13 protein-coding genes and 2 pseudogenes are annotated in these 17,836 nt (G+C 71.8%); 7 read left to right on the plus strand and 8 right to left on the minus strand.

The features are described 5' to 3' along the window. Nucleotides 1–184 precede the first annotated feature (184 nt). Nucleotides 185–1,000 (minus strand): sulfite exporter TauE/SafE family protein, encoded by an 816-nt coding sequence (locus tag QQS16_RS03110; RefSeq protein WP_286060064.1) that lies wholly within the window; start codon nt 998–1,000, stop codon nt 185–187. Between the two features lie 58 nt (nt 1,001–1,058). After that, entirely contained in the window at nt 1,059–3,068 is a 2,010-nt protein-coding gene (gene lgoX / locus QQS16_RS03115; protein WP_286060065.1) for an L-glutamate oxidase LgoX, read from the minus strand. Nucleotides 3,069–3,365: 297 nt separating this feature from the next. Here lgoX and QQS16_RS03120 point away from each other — a divergent pair, with 297 nt between their 5' ends. Continuing rightward, nucleotides 3,366–5,258: a CASTOR/POLLUX-related putative ion channel gene (locus QQS16_RS03120; protein WP_286060066.1), complete on the plus strand. Its 1,893-nt coding sequence runs from the start codon at nt 3,366–3,368 to the stop codon at nt 5,256–5,258. 114 nt (nt 5,259–5,372) lie between these two features. Here QQS16_RS03120 and QQS16_RS03125 read toward each other — a convergent pair whose 3' ends face one another. After that, a complete protein-coding gene (locus tag QQS16_RS03125; protein ID WP_286060067.1) occupies nt 5,373–7,751 on the minus strand; it encodes an alpha-L-fucosidase in 2,379 nt (792 codons plus the stop codon). A 460-nt stretch (nt 7,752–8,211) separates the two neighbouring features. Here QQS16_RS03125 and QQS16_RS03130 point away from each other — a divergent pair, with 460 nt between their 5' ends. Further along, nucleotides 8,212–9,075 (plus strand): LLM class flavin-dependent oxidoreductase, encoded by an 864-nt coding sequence (locus QQS16_RS03130; protein ID WP_286060068.1) that lies wholly within the window; start codon nt 8,212–8,214, stop codon nt 9,073–9,075. A gap of 97 nt (nt 9,076–9,172) precedes the next feature. Here the strand turns inward: QQS16_RS03130 and QQS16_RS03135 are convergent, their stop codons facing one another. Beyond that, on the minus strand, nt 9,173–9,547 hold the full coding sequence (locus QQS16_RS03135; protein WP_286060069.1) for a hypothetical protein: 375 nt from the start codon (nt 9,545–9,547) through the stop codon (nt 9,173–9,175). A gap of 316 nt (nt 9,548–9,863) precedes the next feature. On the opposite strand from QQS16_RS03135, the pseudogene QQS16_RS43865 reads away from it, so the two are divergent. Together QQS16_RS43865 and QQS16_RS03145 are read left to right on the plus strand one after the other, a co-directional pair. Next, nucleotides 9,864–10,028 (plus strand): annotated as a pseudogene (locus QQS16_RS43865) (DUF1684 domain-containing protein); the annotation flags it as partial. A gap of 232 nt (nt 10,029–10,260) precedes the next feature. Next, nucleotides 10,261–10,506, plus strand: a complete 246-nt coding sequence (locus QQS16_RS03145; RefSeq protein ID WP_286066207.1) for a DUF5133 domain-containing protein — start codon at nt 10,261–10,263, stop codon at nt 10,504–10,506. A 249-nt stretch (nt 10,507–10,755) separates the two neighbouring features. On the opposite strand, the pseudogene QQS16_RS03150 reads toward QQS16_RS03145, so the two are convergent. Further along, nucleotides 10,756–11,619 (minus strand): annotated as a pseudogene (locus QQS16_RS03150) (TIGR03564 family F420-dependent LLM class oxidoreductase); the annotation flags it as partial. Nucleotides 11,620–12,139: 520 nt separating this feature from the next. Here QQS16_RS03150 and QQS16_RS03155 point away from each other — a divergent pair. The 3 genes from QQS16_RS03155 (at nt 12,140) to QQS16_RS03165 (ending at nt 14,689) form a co-directional block, all read left to right on the plus strand. Continuing rightward, nucleotides 12,140–12,880 carry a hypothetical protein gene (locus tag QQS16_RS03155; RefSeq protein ID WP_286060070.1) on the plus strand — a complete coding sequence of 247 codons (741 nt, stop codon included), beginning with the start codon at nt 12,140–12,142 and terminating at the stop codon, nt 12,878–12,880. Between the two features lie 211 nt (nt 12,881–13,091). After that, nucleotides 13,092–13,703 carry a sigma-70 family RNA polymerase sigma factor gene (locus tag QQS16_RS03160; RefSeq protein ID WP_286060071.1) on the plus strand — a complete coding sequence of 204 codons (612 nt, stop codon included), beginning with the start codon at nt 13,092–13,094 and terminating at the stop codon, nt 13,701–13,703. A 233-nt stretch (nt 13,704–13,936) separates the two neighbouring features. Then, complete coding sequence (locus tag QQS16_RS03165) at nt 13,937–14,689, plus strand: aspartyl/asparaginyl beta-hydroxylase domain-containing protein (RefSeq protein ID WP_286066209.1); 753 nt, start codon at nt 13,937–13,939, stop codon at nt 14,687–14,689. Between the two features lie 16 nt (nt 14,690–14,705). On the opposite strand, the gene QQS16_RS03170 is transcribed toward QQS16_RS03165, so the two are convergent. From QQS16_RS03170 to QQS16_RS03180, 3 genes are read right to left on the minus strand one after another with little or no spacing between them, the layout of a single operon-like run. Then, nucleotides 14,706–15,236, minus strand: coding sequence for a copper chaperone PCu(A)C (locus QQS16_RS03170; protein ID WP_286060072.1), 531 nt, complete (start codon nt 15,234–15,236; stop codon nt 14,706–14,708). Next, nucleotides 15,208–17,556 carry a heavy metal translocating P-type ATPase gene (locus tag QQS16_RS03175; protein ID WP_286060073.1) on the minus strand — a complete coding sequence of 783 codons (2,349 nt, stop codon included), beginning with the start codon at nt 17,554–17,556 and terminating at the stop codon, nt 15,208–15,210. The genes QQS16_RS03170 and QQS16_RS03175 overlap by 29 nt, the downstream gene beginning before the upstream one ends. Next, entirely contained in the window at nt 17,553–17,810 is a 258-nt protein-coding gene (locus QQS16_RS03180; protein WP_286060074.1) for a hypothetical protein, read from the minus strand. The genes QQS16_RS03175 and QQS16_RS03180 overlap by 4 nt, the downstream gene beginning before the upstream one ends. Between the last annotated feature and the right edge of the window lie 26 nt (nt 17,811–17,836).

Consider the following 17,836-nt stretch of genomic DNA (forward strand, 5'->3'; position numbering starts at 1 on the left):
GGCCGGGGGCTTCGCTCGCCACCTCGCTGTCCGTCATCGTCATGTCCGCGCCTTCCAGTCCCCGGTTCCGGTGCGAGGACCAGTCCGGTGGGCCGCACGGCGCGGGCACCACGGACTCGCCGCGGCGTGCAGCGACCCGGCTCGACGTCGCGCCGGCGGTGCGGGCGGAGCCGACCCCGCCGGCTCAGTCGTGACGGGCGAGCTTCACCGCGGACGCGAGCAGGATCGCGGCCAGCGCGGGGATGAGCACCAGGCTTGGGAAGACGCCGAGCAACAGCCCGCCCAGCAGGGCCCCCGCGATCGAACCCGCGGCCATGACCAGGGTGAAGCGGACGTTGGCGCCGACCACCGCGAAGCTCCCGTCACGGCTGTAGCGGGCGAAGGCCACCAGCATGGTCGGCAGCGACACCAGCAGAGACAGGCTTCCGGCCGTCTTGATGTCCACGGCGAACAGCAGCACGATCGTCGGAATCAGCAGCTCACCCCCGGCTACCCCCATGATCGCCGCCACCACCCCGATGCCGAACCCGGCCACCACCCCGCAGGGCACCTGCGCCCACAGCGGCAGCGCCGACGGCCCCATGGTGCTGATGTGCGTGATGATCAAGGCCGCGGCCATCAGCACCATCAGCGCCGCCAGCACCTTGTACAGGGTGGAGCTGCGCATCCGTACCGCCCAGGCCGCCCCGGCCCACGCACCGAGCAGGCTCCCGGCCAGCAGGTTGACCGCGACGGGCCAGTGGGCTGCCACCTCGGAGGCCGGGACCGCCGCCAGCCGGGCGGGCAGCGCGACCAGGACCACGACCAGGCTCATCGCCTTGTTGAGGATCACGGCTGAGAGCGCGGCGAACCCGAACAGACTGATCAGCAGCGGCAGCCGGAACTCCGCGCCGCCCAGACCGATCATCCCGCCCAGCGCTCCGATCGCCGCCCCCGCACCGAACACCAGGGGCGGCGCGTGCGTCGCACGGGCGGGGGCCATGCCGTTTTCCGCGGTCATGACGAGCATCCTCGCCGGTGGCGACCTCCGGCGAAACCTCCGAATCCCCGGCGGGCCGTCACACAGGTCGGGCGGTGTGCACCTCCAGGGCGACGCGGACCGCCGACTCCAGGGCTCCCTCGATCCAGGCCGGCTTGAGGGAGGTGTGGTCGCCCGCGAAGTGCAGCGGGCCCTCGGGCGCGGGGATGGAGGGCAGCAGCTCGGTGTGCTGGCCGGGCAGCAGTACGGACGCCTCTCCGTACGCGTAGGGGTCGCGCAGCCAGCTCTGGGTGCGTCCGGCGCCGGTGTAGAAGACCTCGACGCGCTGGCCGTAGACCTGCTGCAGTCCGCACAGGGCGTACGGGTAGCGGGCCTCGTCGTCCAGGGAGTCCCAGCGCAGTGCGTCGTCCGCCCAGCTGTAGGAGGCCAGGACCACTCCCCCGGAGCTGCCGGGCACCGGATGGGAGGGGTGGTACATGAACCGGTTGGCGCTGTCCGACACCGAGCCGCCGCCCACGACGTGCGCGGCCTCGGGCTGGTCGCGGGAGACGGCACGGTTGGCCGCGTAGTGAGTGCGCTGGCCCGGGGTGATGTGGCCGTCCGGGACGGAGGGATGGGCGCCGAGCAGGCTGCCGTCGGAGGGTGCGCGGCCGGTGCGGTAGGCGTCGTACACCTTCGGGCCGATCCGGTCCAGCTCGCGCTTCCAGTCGGCCTCCGTGAACTCCCACCAGCGGCGGCTGAACTCCAGCAGCACCTTCGTGGCGCTGTCGTAGTGCAGTTCCGCGACCGCGCGGCGCTTGCGGTACGACATCAAGGGGCTGATCTGTACGTGCCGCAGCCCGGAGAAGGGCACGGTGACCACGGCGGCGTCCGCGGTGAACTGCTCGCGCACCACCGGGCCGTCGCGCCCCTCGGAGACCGTGTCCACCCACACGCGAGCGCCCTCGCGGCCGACGTGCCGGGTGTCGGAGGAAGGGCGGTCGGGGTCGTGGTACTCGACGCGGGTGACCCGGCGGTCGAACCGGACCGTGTCGCGCACCTGCGCCAGCAGCGCGTCCGGCAGTACGGCCGTACCGCCCTCCAGCTCCCAGAAGGCGGTGTCGGGACTGATGAGGGAGGAGCCGATGAAGCTGTGGATGAACGACAGGGGCAGGCGTGAGGTCAGGTTCTCCAGGGTGCCGATCAGGTCGACCGTGCGCTCGTCCAGACCCGCGTGCTCGGTCAGGAAGCGGAACATCGACCAGTCACCGAACCGCTGGATGACCCTGGCCCAGCCCCGCACCCGTTCCGGCAGCGGCTTGTCGACCCGCTTGCCGTCGGCGCCGACCGTGCTGAACTCGTCGCGCACCGGGTCCAGCACCGACCGGAGGATGACCGCGGCGGGAGTGTCCCAGCGGGCCCGCGGCACGCCGAAGGACCGGTTGACGCGGCGGGGGGCGCGGGCGTACTCCGCGCGCCGCATCCGAATGCCGTTGACGTGGATCCACGTGCGGTTGGCGGGCCGGCCGTCGCCGTCGACGTCGACGTAGTGGAAGCGCCGCTTCTTCAGGTCCAGTCGGTCGATCAGACCCATCACCAGCGGGTGGCTGCCGGGCAGGCGCATGGCACCCGCCTCGGCGTACTGGCGGGGGTCGGCGAAGGGCTGCGCCGCCCGTTCGTGGCCGCCGCTGCGGAAGGTCTTGACGCGTCCGCCCGCCCGGTTGCCGTTCGCCTCGAGAACGGTCACGTGGTGGCCCGCCCGCTTCAGCAGCAATGCCGTCACCAGACCGGCCGGGCCGGCCCCGATGACGAGGACCTTCTTGGGCGTGGCGGCCCGCTGAGCGGGCAGTCCGTCCTTGAGGACGCGCTCGTAGCGCGGGACCAGGGGGCGGTCGTCGTCGTCCACGACCAGCAGGGCGCGGGCCACGGCCAGGCATCTGTCGAAGTCCGCGCCCCGGGCGGGCGCCGCCGGGGCGGCCTGGACGGGCGTCGCCGCGGCAGGCGCGCCACTTGCCACCGCCGTGACCGCCGCAGCCGTTCCCGCCGCCGTGGTGAAGCTGCGCCTGGACAGGCCCGGACCTGCCGCGACGGCCTTGTGATCTTCAGTCATGACGCACTTGTACCGGTCGGCCGGACCGACCCGCCCGCCCGCGCCGCGACGTTGCCTCGAACGAGCGACGCCGAGGTCAGGCCGCTGACGCCCCGTCGGGCCCCGGGCGGAGCGGCTTCTTCCGTGACGTCCCCGAAGGGATGAAAGACAGACGAAGATCCGCATGTCACGGCCGTCTCGTCGGCACACTTCCAGGTGGCCGCGTGGCCGCGTGGCCGTAGCGGTCGGTGGGGGCGGGCGGGGCACAGCGCAGCGGTACGGCCGCCGTCGCGGGCCCCCACGGAACAGGGGGCAGGTGTGGGACGAAGCGCTTCACTCAAGGGCAGGGCACGCTACTGGTTCGACACCACGCTGGCCCGGGGCACCTCCGCGCTCGTCGGCTGGCTGGCCCTGGCCTGCCTCGCCCTCGTCCTCCCGGCGAGCGTCGTGCTGGTGTGGACGGACCCGGACGCGCCCGCGTCCCGCTCGGGGAGGCTGGCAGCGGTCTGGCGGCTCACCGGTGAGACACTGCGGCTCGGCGGGGCGACCGGCCCGCTCCTGCGCGTCCTGTTGTCGGTGCTGCTCGCGCTGGTCGCCCTGGTGTACGTCTCGACCCTCGTCGGTCTGATCACCACCGGACTCACCGAGCGGCTCACCGCGCTGCGGCGGGGGCGCTCTACGGTCATCGAGCAGGGGCACTCGGTGGTGCTGGGCTGGTCCGAGCAAGTGTTCACCGTTGTGGGTGAGTTGGTCGCCGCCAACGCCAACCAGCGGTACGGCGCGGTGGCCGTCCTGGCGGACCGGAACAAGACCACCATGGAGGAGGCCCTCAGCAGCAAAGTGGGGGCCACCGGCCGTACCCGGCTGATCTGCCGCAGCGGTCCCCCCACCGACCCCGCCCTGCTCGCCCTGACCCTTCCGGGCGCGGCCGGCGCAGTGCTGGTACTGCCCCATGACGATCCGTCAGAAGATCCGGAAGTGGTCAAGACGCTGCTGGCGCTGCGCTCCGCACTCGGTGAGCAGGACGGCCCGCCCGTCGTCGCCGCCGTCAGGGACCACCGTTACCGGCTGGCGGCCACCCTCGCCGCCGGAACGCGCGGCATCGTCCTGGAGAGCGACGCGATCACCGCCCGGCTGATCGTCCAGTCCGCCCGCCGTCCCGGCCTCTCCCTGGTGTACCGCGACCTCCTGGACTTCGCGGGAGACGAGTTCTACCTGATCTGTGACCCGGCCCTGGCCGGCCGCTCCTTCGGTGACACGCTGCTGGCGTACGCCACCTCCAGCGTGGTGGGCCTGCTGCGTGACGGCAGACCGTTGCTGAACCCGCCGCCGCAGGCTCTGATCGGCCCGGGCGACCAGTTGATCGTCATCACGCGGGACGACGACACCGAGCGGCTCAGCGACTGCTCCGCCCTGGTCGACGAGTCGGTGATGGCGCCCTGCCGGCCGGCGGGCGCCCGGCCCGAACGCGTCCTGGTCCTCGGCTGGAACCGGCGGGCCTCCCTCATCGTCGACCAGTTGGGCCGGTACGCCGTGCACGGCTCGGTCATCGCCGTGGTGGCGGACCGGCAGGAGGTGACGGCCGATCAGGTGCGGGTCGCCGGCGCGGCGTTCGCGCCCCGGCTGACCGTCACGTTCCGGCCCGGAGACATCACCCGGCCCGAGACCCTCCGGTGCCTGGAGATCGACTCGTACGACAGCGTCGTCGTGCTCGGCCCGGACACCGCTCCGGGACAGCGACCCGACGAGGCCGACAACCGGACCCTCGTCACGCTCCTCGTCCTGCACCTGCTGGAGCAGGAGACCGGACGGGAGTTGCCGGTGGTCACCGAGATGACCGACGACCGCAACCGGACGCTCGCGCCCGTCAGCCCCGGGGCCGACGTCATCATCAGCGGGAAACTCATCGGCCTGCTCATGGCCCAGATCTCCCAGAACCGGCATCTGGCCGCCGTGTTCGAGGAACTGTTCTCCCTCACCGGCAGTCAGGTCCACCTGCGACCGGCGGCGTCGTACATCCTGCCCGGACGTGAGGCGTCCTTCGCCACGGTCGTCGCGGCGGCTCGGCGACGGGGCGAATGCGCCATCGGGTACCGCCGCCACGACCGTGCCACGGCGGTTCCCGACCACGGAGTGCGGATCAACCCGGACAAGGACGAGCGACGGCGCTGGACCGATCGTGACGAGGTGGTCGTGATCGCGCGGGAGTGACGCCCGGCGTGGCGGAATTCGCCTCCACGGAGCTCCCCCGCCGAGTCGGCCGACTGACCGGAGGGCGGCCCGTCCCCCTCCCGTAGGGCGCCGTGCGGGAAGGGGACGGAGCGTTCAGCCGCGCCACTCCACCTTGAAGACCCAGACGTGTTCCCCTGCCGCTCGCGCTGCCGCGGGCACGTCGATGACCAGCGCTCCGCCTCGCACGTTCCAGGTCAGCGGCCGGTCGTGGCCCAGCATCGTGACCTTGTCCCCGCTGCGGACGGGCACCGGCGCCTCGACGGTCAGCCGGCTGCCCGGGGCGACGAGGGAGTGGATGTAGAACGCGCTGCCCTGCCGCACCGTGAAGCGCAGGTCCTGCCCGAGCTGGGCCATACGGGACCAGTACGTGGTCCCGTAGATCGCCTCGCCGTTGGTCTTGAGCCAGTGGCCGGTCTCGCGCAGTCGCGTCTGCATGACCTCGGGAATGGTGCCGTCGGCGCGCGGGCCGATGTCGAGGAGCAGGTTGCCGTTCTTGGACACGATGTCGACGAGGTTGCGGACGACTTCCTCGGTGGTCATGTAGGCGTCGTCGGGAGTGGCGCGGTTGTAGCCGTAGCTGTAGGGGTCGAGGCCCCGGCTGGACTCCCACTTCGCCACCACGGTGTTCGCGTAGGTCGTGTACTCGGGGGTGGTGAAGTCGTGGAAGGGAATCCCGGACCGGTCGTTGACGGTGACGTCGAGCGGATCACGGCTGTTCTTCGCCTGGTTGAAGTACTCGGCCAGGACGGTGCGGCTGTCATTGACCCCGCCGATGTCGCACCACAGCAGCTCCGGGGCGTAGTCGTGGATCAACTCCAGCATCTGCGGGGCCTGGTAGCCCTTCACGTAGTCCTTGCCGGAGACGTGTCCGGTGTAGGGCAGGGGGTCCAGGGTGTAGGGGTTGCGCGGAGCGTGACCCATCCAGGGGTGGTCGGGGTTGAACCACTCCGGCATCGAGAAGTACAGCCCGCGGTGCAGTTCGGGTGTGTACTTCGCCGACGCGTCGAAGAGTTCGCGCACCAGATCCCGCTTCGGTCCCATCTTCACCGAGCTGCGGTCGGAGATCTTGGTGTCCCACAGGGCGAAGCCCTCGTGGTGTTTCGAGGTCAGCACGTGGTACTGCGCGCCCGCCTCCCGGAACAGCTCCACCCACGCCCGCGGGTCGAACCGCTCGGCGCGGAACATGGGGATGAAGTCGTCGTAGGCGAAGTCCTCCCCGTACGTCCGCGCATGGTAGGCGTACACGGCGTTGTTCTGGTCCTGCATGTGGTTCCAGTACCACTCGGCGTACTGCTTGCCGACGGGCGACCAGGCCGGAACGGAGTAGACGCCCCAGTGGATGAAGATGCCGAACTTGGCGTCGCTGAACCAGTACGGCGCCTGGTGCCGGGCCAGGGAGGTGTCCGTCGGTTCGTAGTCGGCCACGCCGAGGGTGAGCCTGCTGGGCTCCACGGCGGCCTGTCCCCCGCGGCCGGCGGCGATGACACGGCCGTCCTGCTGGGTTCCGGGTGCCGTCTGTCCCCGGCGGCGTATCCCGATGCGGAGCCGGCTCTGCTCGCCCGGATCGAGGCGCCGCACCGGCGCCGGCCGCACTGTGCGGGCGCCGGGCACGTCCACGCGCACGGTCACGCCGTCGGCCGCCCGGACGGGTTCCGTGCCCGCGTTGACGACCGTCGCCTCGACACTCTGGGCGCCGGTGGGCTCCAGCAGTGACACCGTGGAGCGGGCGTTGCGCAGTGCCAGCGCCTTCCCCTGGGCGGCCGGCTGGACGGTGAGCGCGAACACGTGGAGAGAGGTCTTGTCGGCCTCGGGCCGGTTGGTGGTGGGGAGCGTGACCGCGACCGCCTCGCGCCGGGGGTCGCACCACACCTCCGCCGAGCCGATGCCGACGCGGTGCTCGTCCCTGGTGCCGTCCGGGCGGTAGCGGTACGGCGCGGAGAGCGAGCCTCCCGTCGCGTACCAGTCGCTGCCGCTGAGCTGGGCCGCGGTTGTCGAACCGTCGGCGTAGTGCACGGTCGCCGTACCGGCCGCGTCGCCGTAACTGCCGGCCGTCAGGAACAACAGCGACAGGTGGCGGCCTTGGGGCAGTTCAATGCGCTGCCCCATCGCGACCACGTTGTCGGCACCGGGGGCGGACGAGGGGAAGAGGTAGGGCACGCCGTCCACTTCGACGCGCCCGGTGGGGAGTTCCTCCCCGGGGTACGTGTAGCCGGAGCCGTCGAAGTCGCCGCCGCGCGCGGAGGCGGTGTCGATGCCGTCGTTGTCGGCGTAGGCGTCGAGCGGCACGGGCACCGGATCCGGGACGACGCCCCAGACGCCGTCCGTGCCGGCCCCGACGGCCGCCTTCTCCGCGGTGTCCGTCGCTGACGACGCGGCCGTGGACGGGGCGGCGGCGGAGATGACGCCGGCTGCGGCGGCACCCGTGGCGGCCCCGAGCACCCTGCGTCTCGCGAATGAACTGGATTCCTGCATGGCGCTCTCCATTCATCGGATGTCCCGATCATCGAAGGGGGCCGCATACGTGTCAATGAGGCATGAGGAGATTTGGCGTGGAAAAGTCATCGGAGGTATCAGGCTCGACTTCGAAGGGGTGACGCAACGCGTGAACACCCCGGCGGGACACGTCCCGTCCCCGGGACCCTTATGCAGAGGCCTCGCCGGAGGGGCGAAGGCGGCGGGGGCGGCGGGGGCGGCGGGGGCGGCGGGGGCGGCGGGGGCGGCGGGGGCGGCGGGGGCGGCGGGGATGTCGTACACGGCCGCCGGGAAGCGCGGTCGGCACGGACGGAGGCGGCGGGCCGGCCGGGTTCGCCCCGGCGCACAAGAGGGTTGACCAGTCGATGCCAGGACTTGCGGCCCAGGTGACGGCCCGCCGGGAATCCGCCTGGGCGGGAATCCGGTTGCCCCTTCGTGGCCGGCTGTGCATCCTGCCGGGATGCGCTTCTCCGTCAACATCCCCGACTTCGGTGACTTCGCGGATCCCCGCACCGTCGCGACCGTGGCGGCTGCCGCCGAACAGGCCGGCTGGGACGGGCTCTTCGTCTGGGACCATGTACTGCACCGACAACACCAGGGGCGCCCCTTCGCAGACCCCTGGATGCTGTTGACCGCGGCCGCGCTGGCGACCTCCCGGATCCGGCTGGGCCCGCTGCTGACGCCGGTCCCCCGTTACCGTCCGCAGCAACTCGCCCGCCAGGTGGCCACCCTGGACCACCTCAGCGGCGGACGGGTGATCTTCGCCGCCGGCCTGGGCGGTCCGCTCGAGGACGAGTACCGCAGCTTCGGCGACGCCGCCGGGCCGCGCCTCCTCGCTGAACGGCTGGACGAGGGACTGGATTTACTGAGGCGCTTCTGGTCCGGTGAGCCGGTGAACCACCACGGACGGCACTACGACGTCCGGGACGTGACACTGCTGCCCGCCACTGCCCAGCAGCCCCGCCCGCCCGTCTGGGTCGGCGGATTCTGGCCCCGTCGCCCGCCCATGCGGCGGGCAGCGCGGTGGGACGGCGCGGTGCCGCTCGTCGAGACCGCCCGGCATGGATCTGTGCCCGATGCGGCCGAGGTGCGGGATCTCGTCGGTTACGTGCGCAAGCACCGTGCGGCTGGGGCCGAGCACCCTTTCGAGTTCGTGATCGGCGGTGCCACGCCCCTGGACACGGCCAAGGCCACGGACGTGATCGGTCCACTGCACGAGGCCGGCGCCACCTGGTGGGACGAGCGTCAGGTCCAGACCGGACCCGACCTGGACCGCCTGCCTCCCGTACTGCGCCGTATCGAGGCGGGGCCGCCGGTGGTCTGACCGGCCGTTGGCGGATGTGCCGGCTGGTCGGCGGGGACGGGGCGTGACCCCCGTTCTTCACCACTGCGACCTGGAGCGTCTGCCGTCGCGAGAGTGGCTACGCCGTCCACAGCCAGACCGAGTTGATCGGAGTGAGGTCCGCGTAGACGCCCGCCCCTTCGTGGATCGATCGGGATATGCAGCGCGTGGCGTCGTACCCGTGGCACAGGTCCGCGAACGCGCCGCCGTACTGGTTGTTGAGGACCCAGTGGTTGCCGTGCTGGTTGCTCAGGTTGTGCGCGCCGTAGGCCGTGAAGATGTGGGACGGGCTGACAGCCGGGTTCTGGTCCTGGGGGTAGATGCAGACGGACCCGTACGGGCAGCCTGCCCATGTCATGTCGTCGGCCTGGGCAGCAGTCGTACCGGCCGACATCACCGCCGCCGTCACGGCCGTGACCGCGAAGGCGGTGACACCACGGAACATTTTGAGCATGCGCGTCTCCCTTGGTCGGGACTGGCCTCGCCAGCCGTCGGCAGCCTAGGAACACGCGGGTGGCCGGCGCTCCTGACAAGTGGCAGGAGACATCGCGGCACGACTGTGCACGGACGCGGCGGCATCGTCCCAGCCAGGCTCCAACGCCCGCGTCATCGCCGCCGCCGGTGACGCCGCCCCCGACACCTGGCGCCGCCTCGTCGGGCACATGCTCCGCTCCTACGCCGCCCCCGGCGCACCGATCCCCGCGCTCCCCGGAGCCCCGCGGCCCACCGCCCTGTACCGCGCCATGGTCCGCCTCTCCCGAACCGGCCACCCGCCGGCCGCCGACGGCACCGCCGCCCTGGACTTCAACCGCGCGGCGAACCTGCCCTGCGCCTACACCGACCTGGCCACCTGCCCGCTGCCACCGGCGGAGAACCGCCTGCCGGTGGCGATCGAGGCGGGCCTCAAGATCCCCCGTGAACGGGGCGGAGCCTGAACCACGCCACACGTGGATCTGCGGGCGGTCGCGCGCGGGAGCGTCCGGCCCCAGGGGTCGGGGGTGTGGCCGTGAGGTCGTTCGCCTGGCATAGACCTCCTGACGTGGGGCACTTGAAGGTCTGCTGGACGCTGGTCGGTGGAGAGCCGCGGCGTCGGACGCCATGGGTACAGCTCGCTCCTCAGGTAAGGCCACCCTCCTGAGGGGCGGGTTCGAAGGGAGAGGCATCACGATGATCCATCCGGCGGAGAAGGAACTGCGGGCCGTGCTGGCCCGGTTCGCTCAGGCGCGCATCGAACACGACGTACGCCCCACCGGCCGCACCAGCCGGGATCTTGAGGACTCCACGTACACGCTGTGCGTGATGACCGGGGCCCGCACCGCCGAGCAGGCTCTGCTCGCGGCGGACGCGTTGCTCGAGCAGTACCGGGCGGGCCGTGTGAGCGTCTGCCAGGAAGAGGAGACGCTGGCCGCGTGAGGCCGGCGCGGTGACCTGGGGCTTCTTCAGCCCGCGTGTCGCCTGCTGGATCCCTGAGGCGCGTGTGACGGCTCTGTCCGACGACCGGTGACATCCGTCGTGCCGTTGTCGGCTCCCGCCCCTGTCGGCCACCATGGCCGGCATCGGGGCCGGGCCGCGACGACGGCATCCTGGTGGCCGATGCCGACGCGGCGTGTGACGCCGCGACCGCCCTCGCATGAGCAGGGCGATGGAGGGAGCCCCTGGACATCCACTGGTTCGAGGGCCCGTCCTCACGGAGGACGTCGCGCGGTAGCGGCGGACCTCGGCCGCGACGGCCTTCTCGTCGCCGATCACGGCCACGTCGGAGGCCCGCCGAGCCCCGGAGAGCTCGATGAGCCGCGCGTAGGACGGGATCCGTTCGTAGAACGCGAGCTGTTCGGTGGCCTTGTGCCGTACGGCGTCGATGTCGTCCGTGACCACGCCGTGCACCAGGGCCACGATCCGCGGCGCGGGCCGGTCGGCGGCCTCGGCCGCCGCGGTGAGCGCCGGGACGATGTGCTCTTCCAGTGCGCGGGGGCCGGCGAGGTAGGGCAGGATCCCGTCCGCCAGTTCGCCGCTGGCCCGCAGGGCCTGCGGCCCCATGGCGGCCACCAGCAGCGGCACGCCGGATTCCGCGCCCGGTACGCGCGCGGGGAGCGGCGTGACAGCGGTGAGCAGTTCGCCGTGGAAGTCGGCGGTGCCGGTCCGCGTCAACTGCCGTAGCGCGGTGAGGAACTCCCGCAGCCGGGCGACAGGCCGTTCGAAGGGCAGGCCGAAGCCGCCCTCGGTGAGGAGCTTGGTCCCCAGCGCCAGCCCGAGGTGGTAGCGGCCGCGCGTGGCGGCCTGGGCGGTCAGGGCCTGGCTGGAGACGACCAGGGGATGCCGGCCGAAGACGGGGATCGCGGAGGTGCCCACCTGGAGTTCGGGCACCTCCCGCCCGACGACGGCCGCGAGCTGCGGTGAATCCGCACCGAACGTCTGCCCGAACCAGACGGAGCGCAGGTCGGCGTCCGCGGCCTCACGGGCCAGCCGTACGGAGGCGTCGACCTGGTTCCGCGCCTGGGTCGCGTTGAGCACTGCTCCCAAGGTCATGTCGGTGTGAACGACCCGCGTCCGATACCGCATTCCGGATTCTCTGTTTCGGCTTCTTGTCCAGTCCTGTGTACCAGGACGGTCCGGGCGGCCAGGAGGGGCCGGCCTCTGCGAGGGTCGCGCCTCTCCCAAGTCCGGCCGCTCGGGGCGCGGTCGGCCGCCTCGGCGTCGGTGGTGTGGCGACGGCAGGCGAGGGACCGGCGGAGCGGCGGGCCCGCATCCGGTCCCGAGCCATCCGGGCCGGCTCCCGGGGCCGGCACGCGCGCCCCCCGGGACCCTTCTGACGACCCGGCTGATGTGCCGCGGCACCCACAGACGCGACGTGAGGAATCTCCCGCCGCGGCACGGGAACCAACTCGGCCTGCCGGCCGACGCCTTGGGAAGGAACGCCGCACGAACGCCTGTCGCGGCCTCGTCCGGCGCCCCGGGAAGCATCGTGGCGTGCGCGTCAGTGGGTCTCGCGCGTGTTCGGTTGCCGGATGACACCCCTCGCACTGCTGTCTGATGACACCATGGAGGCATGACCACCGGGCTGGCGTCTCGCGCCGTACGAGCCGCGTTCTTCGCGCTCGTCTGCGTGTTGACGGCGGCTCTGGGACATGCCTGGGCGTCCGGGGTGTCCCCGTCCGGGCTGGTCCTGGGAAGCGCCTTCGTCGGCACGGCGTCCGCCGCCTGGTGGGTCACCGGGCGGGAGCGCGGCGCCGTGGTGGTGATCGGCTCCACGGTTGTGGCGCAACTCGGCCTGCACTCACTGTTCGATCTGTTGCGGCCGCATGCGACGGCTTCCACAACGAGCGCCGAGCACATCGAGCTCATGAAGAACATGAGTCACGAACAGCTCGCGGAACACCTGCACGGCATGGGCATGAGCTCCGTGGCCGTGGACAGCACGGGCATGAACGCGATGGCCATGGACGGCATGGGCCTGAGCTCCGCGAGCTCCACGGGCATGAGCTCCATGGGCATGATGGCGTCCGGCGGTCACACGTCCGCCCTCATGTTCGCCGCGCACTCGCTCGCCGCCCTGGTATGCGGGCTGTGGCTGTGGCGCGGGGAGTCCGCGGTGTTCCGGCTCGGCCGCGCACTCGCCGCCGCGGTGTTCGTACCGTTGCGACTGGCGCTGCGGATCGCGTGTTCGGTGCCCGGCCCGCGGCTGCCCGGACGTCCGGTGACACCGGGCCCCGCACGCAGGCTGCGTGCGGCACTGCTGCAGCACGTGGTCTCACGCAGAGGCCCGCCGAGGTACGCGCCTGCCCGCTGACCGTCTGTCCCTGACGGACAGACGGAGCACCGGTGTGCCCGTCCGCCGTACCACCGCGAGGTGGCACCGCGCCGCACGCCGGCCCTCGGCCCATGGCGCTCCGGCGTGCCCACCCACCGTGGACGCGGCGCGTCTTGAGTGCCCCCGACTGCCGGGCCGCGCCCTGCCGTTCCCTGGTGCGCGCCCGCAGCATCCCGAAGGACGCTCTGCGATGATCCCTGCCCTTGCCGGGCTCGCCCCGAGGCCATCCGGTCCGGGGAACGACGAAGACGAAGTGACCGATTGGGCGCTGGCCGCCCGCAATGGCGACCCCCTGGCCGTCGAACGCTTCGTGAAGGCGACCTACAGTGACGTGTGGCGGTTCGTGGCCCACCTCAGTGGCGACACCCACGGCGCCGACGACCTGGCCCAGGACGCCTTCCTGCGCGCCCTGAACAGCCTGCCGCAGTTCGCCGGCCGTTCGGGTGTCCGCACCTGGCTGATGGCGATCGCCCGCCGGTCGGTCATCGACCGCTACCGGTATGCCTCCGCCCGCCCCCAGGTCGCCGAGACCGCCGACTGGCGGGCCGCGGCCGAAGGCACGCAGCCGTCGGGGCTGCCGGGTTTCGAGGAGGGCGTGGCGCTCCTGGACCTGCTCGACGGCCTGGATGCCTCACGCCGCGAGGCGTTCGTTCTGACCCAACTCCTCGGACTGCCCTATGCCGACGCCGCCTCCGCCGTGGGATGTCCGATCGGCACCATCCGTTCCCGGGTCGCGAGAGCCCGGGAGGACCTGAACGCCCTGCTGTGGGCGGCGGAGGTCTCCGGGGAGCCGGAACGCTAGCGGCTGGAACACACCTGTCCCTTCTGGTAGTCGGGGCGCGGCGGCGCCTGGTTCCCGGCTCCCGTCGAGAACAGGAAGCACGGGGAGCACAGGGGGTGCGTGGAGGCATGTTCTGCTCCGCCCGCGCTTCCACCACCGCGCCAGCAAGCGCTTTCCATCCGGGCGGCAGGGGTATGTCCCTTGCCGTCCGGGCGGAGAGTCGGACCGTGAACCACAGAATTCTGGAGACACCTGTGACACCGGAGATAGAGAACGCCTTCGCCGCGATTCGGGACCTGTACGGATCGGAATCGATCGTGCGGGTCGAGGAGATGCTGGAGGCGAAGACCCAGCAGCGGCATCCCTTGCAGAAAGGCGCCAAGTGGGTCATGCCGGGAATCTCTCAGCAGCCCTGGCACGATCCGTACGGGCACCCTGAATTGAGCCCGGTGGTACACGCTCTGGAATCGCAGCACGCCTCGATCAAGGCCGAGCTGGAAACCGCCTGGAAAGCTCGGCGGAACGCGTTCTCGGACTACGAGCACTACCTCACGCGTCAGCAGGACTGGCAGGCCCTTTACTTGTTCCGCAAGGGGGCGCTGGTCGAGGAGTCGGCCGATACCGTGCCCACCGCGTTCAAGGTGCTGAAGGAACACGCTGTCGATACGGAGAAGATCTGCCCGCTGCTGGAGTGCCACTTCTCCACCCTCCTGCCCGGCGCGGCCATCGCCCCGCACTGCGACCTGTGGAATTTCAGCATCAATCTGCATCTCGCCGTCGACATCCCGGAAGGGTGCGGTATCACGGTGGCCGGCGAGACCCGTTCCTGGGAGGAGGGCAAGTGCCTGCTCTTCGACTACTCCTTCGAGCACGAGGCGTGGAACCGCGGGTCCCGCCCGCGTACCTGCCTGCTCGTCGACCTCTGGCACCCGGACACCACCGTCCCCGAGCGGGCGGCACTCGTCGCACTCATCACCGAGATCCGCACGTTGATGGGTGAGGCCTGACGAGCGCCGTCCGCCGTCACAGCGGGCCGGGGCTCACCGTCACCGCGGTGACCCTGACCTGGCCGGAATTGCGGAACCACAGGTCGAAGCGCACCTTCTTGCCGAGTTCCAGCCTCGGTGGGTCGAGGGCCAGCACCTTGATGGCGGACGGGTCCATGCGCAGGCTCCCGCCCGCGGGAACGGTGACGCGGCCGATGAGCTCCGGGCGGCTCTCGCCGTCGTCCGTGACCGTGCGGGCGAGCGCGGTCACCCCGAGGTCCGGCGACGAGACGGACTCCAGGGTGTCGTCGGTACCGCCGGTGTTGCGGAGGTAGAAGAAGGCGCTGGTGCTGCCGGAGCCGGTCGGCTGGAAGATGCGGCCGTCGCTGACGTCGACGGTCTCGGGCGGATCGCCGGCCGCCCCGGTCGCCGTGTAGGCGGAGAGCAGGAGGAGGACCACCGCGCAGGTGCCCGTCGGCACCGCCGCGGAACGCACGGCGCCGGACGCGGCCAGGCGGCGCCACAGCGGGGCAGGGCGTTCAGCGGACGCTGGTGACGCTGAGGTCATCTGATTCCTTCCGGGGACGGGTGCCCTCGGCGTCCTCCGGGTGACCGGGGTTCCGTGGAGCGGGCTGATAGGCGCGCAGCCGCAGACTGTTGGCGACCACGAGGACGGAACTGGCGGACATCGCCACGGCGGCGAACATGGGGTTGAGCCAGCCGGTGGCCGCCAGTGGCACGGTGACGACGTTGTAACCGAAGGCCCAGACGAGATTGGCCCGGATGGTGGTGAGGGTTCTGCGGGTGAGCCGTACCGCGTCCACGACGGCCCGCATGTCCTCCCGTACGAGGGTGATGTCGGCCGCGCCGATCGCCGCGTCGGTTCCGCCGCCCATGGCGATGCCCAGGTCGGCCGAGGCCAGCGCGGCGGCGTCGTTGACCCCGTCGCCGATGACCGCCACGCGCCGTCCGTCCGCCCGCAGCGCCGCGACGATGTCCGCCTTGCCCTCCGGGGTGACCCCGGCGTGCACCTCGTCGATGCCCACCCGCTCGGCCACGGCGCGGGCCGCGGCCGGACCGTCACCGGTCACCAGGATCGGCTCGATGCCGAGCGCCTGGAGCTGGAGTACGGCGTGGTCGCTGGAGGGCCGCAGACTGTCGCCGACGGCGAGGACGGCGACGGGGCGGCCGTCCACGTCGACGACCACGGCGGTGTGCGCGGCGGCTTCGGCGCGGTCCAGGGCCTGCCGCAGCCCGTCGGGCAGCACCGTGTCGGGCCGCGGGCGCCCCACGGAGACCTCGCGGCCGTCGACCCGGCCGCACACCCCGGACCCGGCCACAGCGCGGAACCCGGTCACCGGTGGCAGCGGCGCACCGTCCACGGCCCGGCGCGCGGCGGCGACGACGGCCCGGCCGATGGGATGTTCGGATCCGTACTCGACGGCACCGGCCAGTCGCAGAACCCGCGTGACATCCTCGCCGGCGGCGCTCACGGTCGTCTCGAGCAGTGTCATGCGACCGGTGGTCAGGGTGCCCGTCTTGTCGAAGACCACGGTGTCGACGCGCTGCAAGCGTTCCAGCGCCTCCGGCCCCCGGATCAGCACACCGAGCTGCGCACCGCGCCCGGTGGCCGCCAGGAAGGCGGTCGGCGTGGCCAGGCCGAGCGCGCACGGGCAGGCCACGACGAGAACCGCGACCGCTGCCGTGACGGCCGGCTCACCGTCCGCCCCGGCACCGAGCCAGAAGCCGAGCACCGTGCACGCCACGGCCACGATGGCGGGGACGAAGACACCCGCGACGGAGTCGGCGAGCCGCTGGATGCGCGCCTTGCCCGCCTGGGCGTCGGTCACCAGCCGGGTGATCCGGGCGAGCTGGGTGTCGGCACCGACCGCGGTGGCGCGGACCACGAGCAGTCCGCCGGCGTTGACGGCGGCGCCCACCACCGCGGTTCCCGGGTTCACCTCCACCGGGGCGCTCTCGCCGGTGACCAGGGACAGGTCCAGAGCGGAGCTGCCCTCGGTCACGACCCCGTCGGTGGCGACCTTCTCTCCAGGCCGCACCACGAACTCCTGCCCCACGCGCAGTGCCGAGACCGGGACCCGGCGGCTGTCGCCGTCCTCCCGCAACTCGACATCCTTGGCTCCGAGTTCGGCGAGCGCGCGGAGGGCCGATCCCGTGCCGTGCTTGGCCCGCGCCTCCAGGTACCGGCCGGCCAGCACGAACAGCGGCACGCTCACCGCCGCCTCCAGGTACAGGTGGGCGGTATCGGCCTCGGCACCGGGCAGCAGGCTGAACGGCATGCGCATGCCCGGTTCTCCCGCGCCCCCGAAGTACAGCGCGTAGCCGGACCACAGGAAGGACGCCACCACACCGAGGGAGACCAGGGTGTCCATGGTCGCCGTAGCGTGGCGCAGTCCCTTCAGGGCCCGCTGGTGGAACGGCAGGGCGCTCCACAGCACGACCACCGTGGTGAGGTGGAAGCACACCCACTGCCAGTAGTCGAACTGCAGGGCCGGGACCATGGACAGCACCAGAACGGGCACCGACAGGACCGTCGTGATGAGCAGCCGGGACCGTTCGTCCGCACCGGCGGCGGCCGCCGGCCGCGGGTCCGAGGACTCCTGACTCTCCGAGGCCGGCGGGGGCGGCAGTTCGGCGGTGTAGCCCGCCTTCTCGACCGTGGAGATCAGGTCCTGCGAGGTCACCGTCTCGGGATGGGAGACCCGGGCCCGCCCTGTGGCCAGGTTGACCGTCGCGGTGACGCCCTCGACCCGGCCCAGTTTCTTCTCCACCCGCCCCACACAGGCGGCACAGGTCATCCCGCCGACCAGCAGATCGGTGGTCACCAGGGGCCCGTCCGACGCCGGACGGTGGTCGGCGGACGTCATCGGCCCTCCCGCGCGGCACGGTCCGTGCCGCCCATGCCGTGCATGTCCGACATGCCCGGTTTCTCGACGCCTCCCGGATCTTCGTCGATCCGGTGCATTCCCGGCGCCACCGGTCCCGCCAGGCGTCCCACGACATACGCGCCCGCCGTCAGCGAGAACAGGAGGAAGATGAACCCCAGTAAAACTGGGGGTACGACGAAACTACGCTTTCGGGTATCGGCCGACGACATCAGACCGCCTCCCCGCTCTGCCACGAACTCCTCATGCCGCATACCGTACG

This window comes from Streptomyces sp. ALI-76-A (genome assembly GCF_030287445.1).
Classification (GTDB): domain Bacteria; phylum Actinomycetota; class Actinomycetes; order Streptomycetales; family Streptomycetaceae; genus Streptomyces.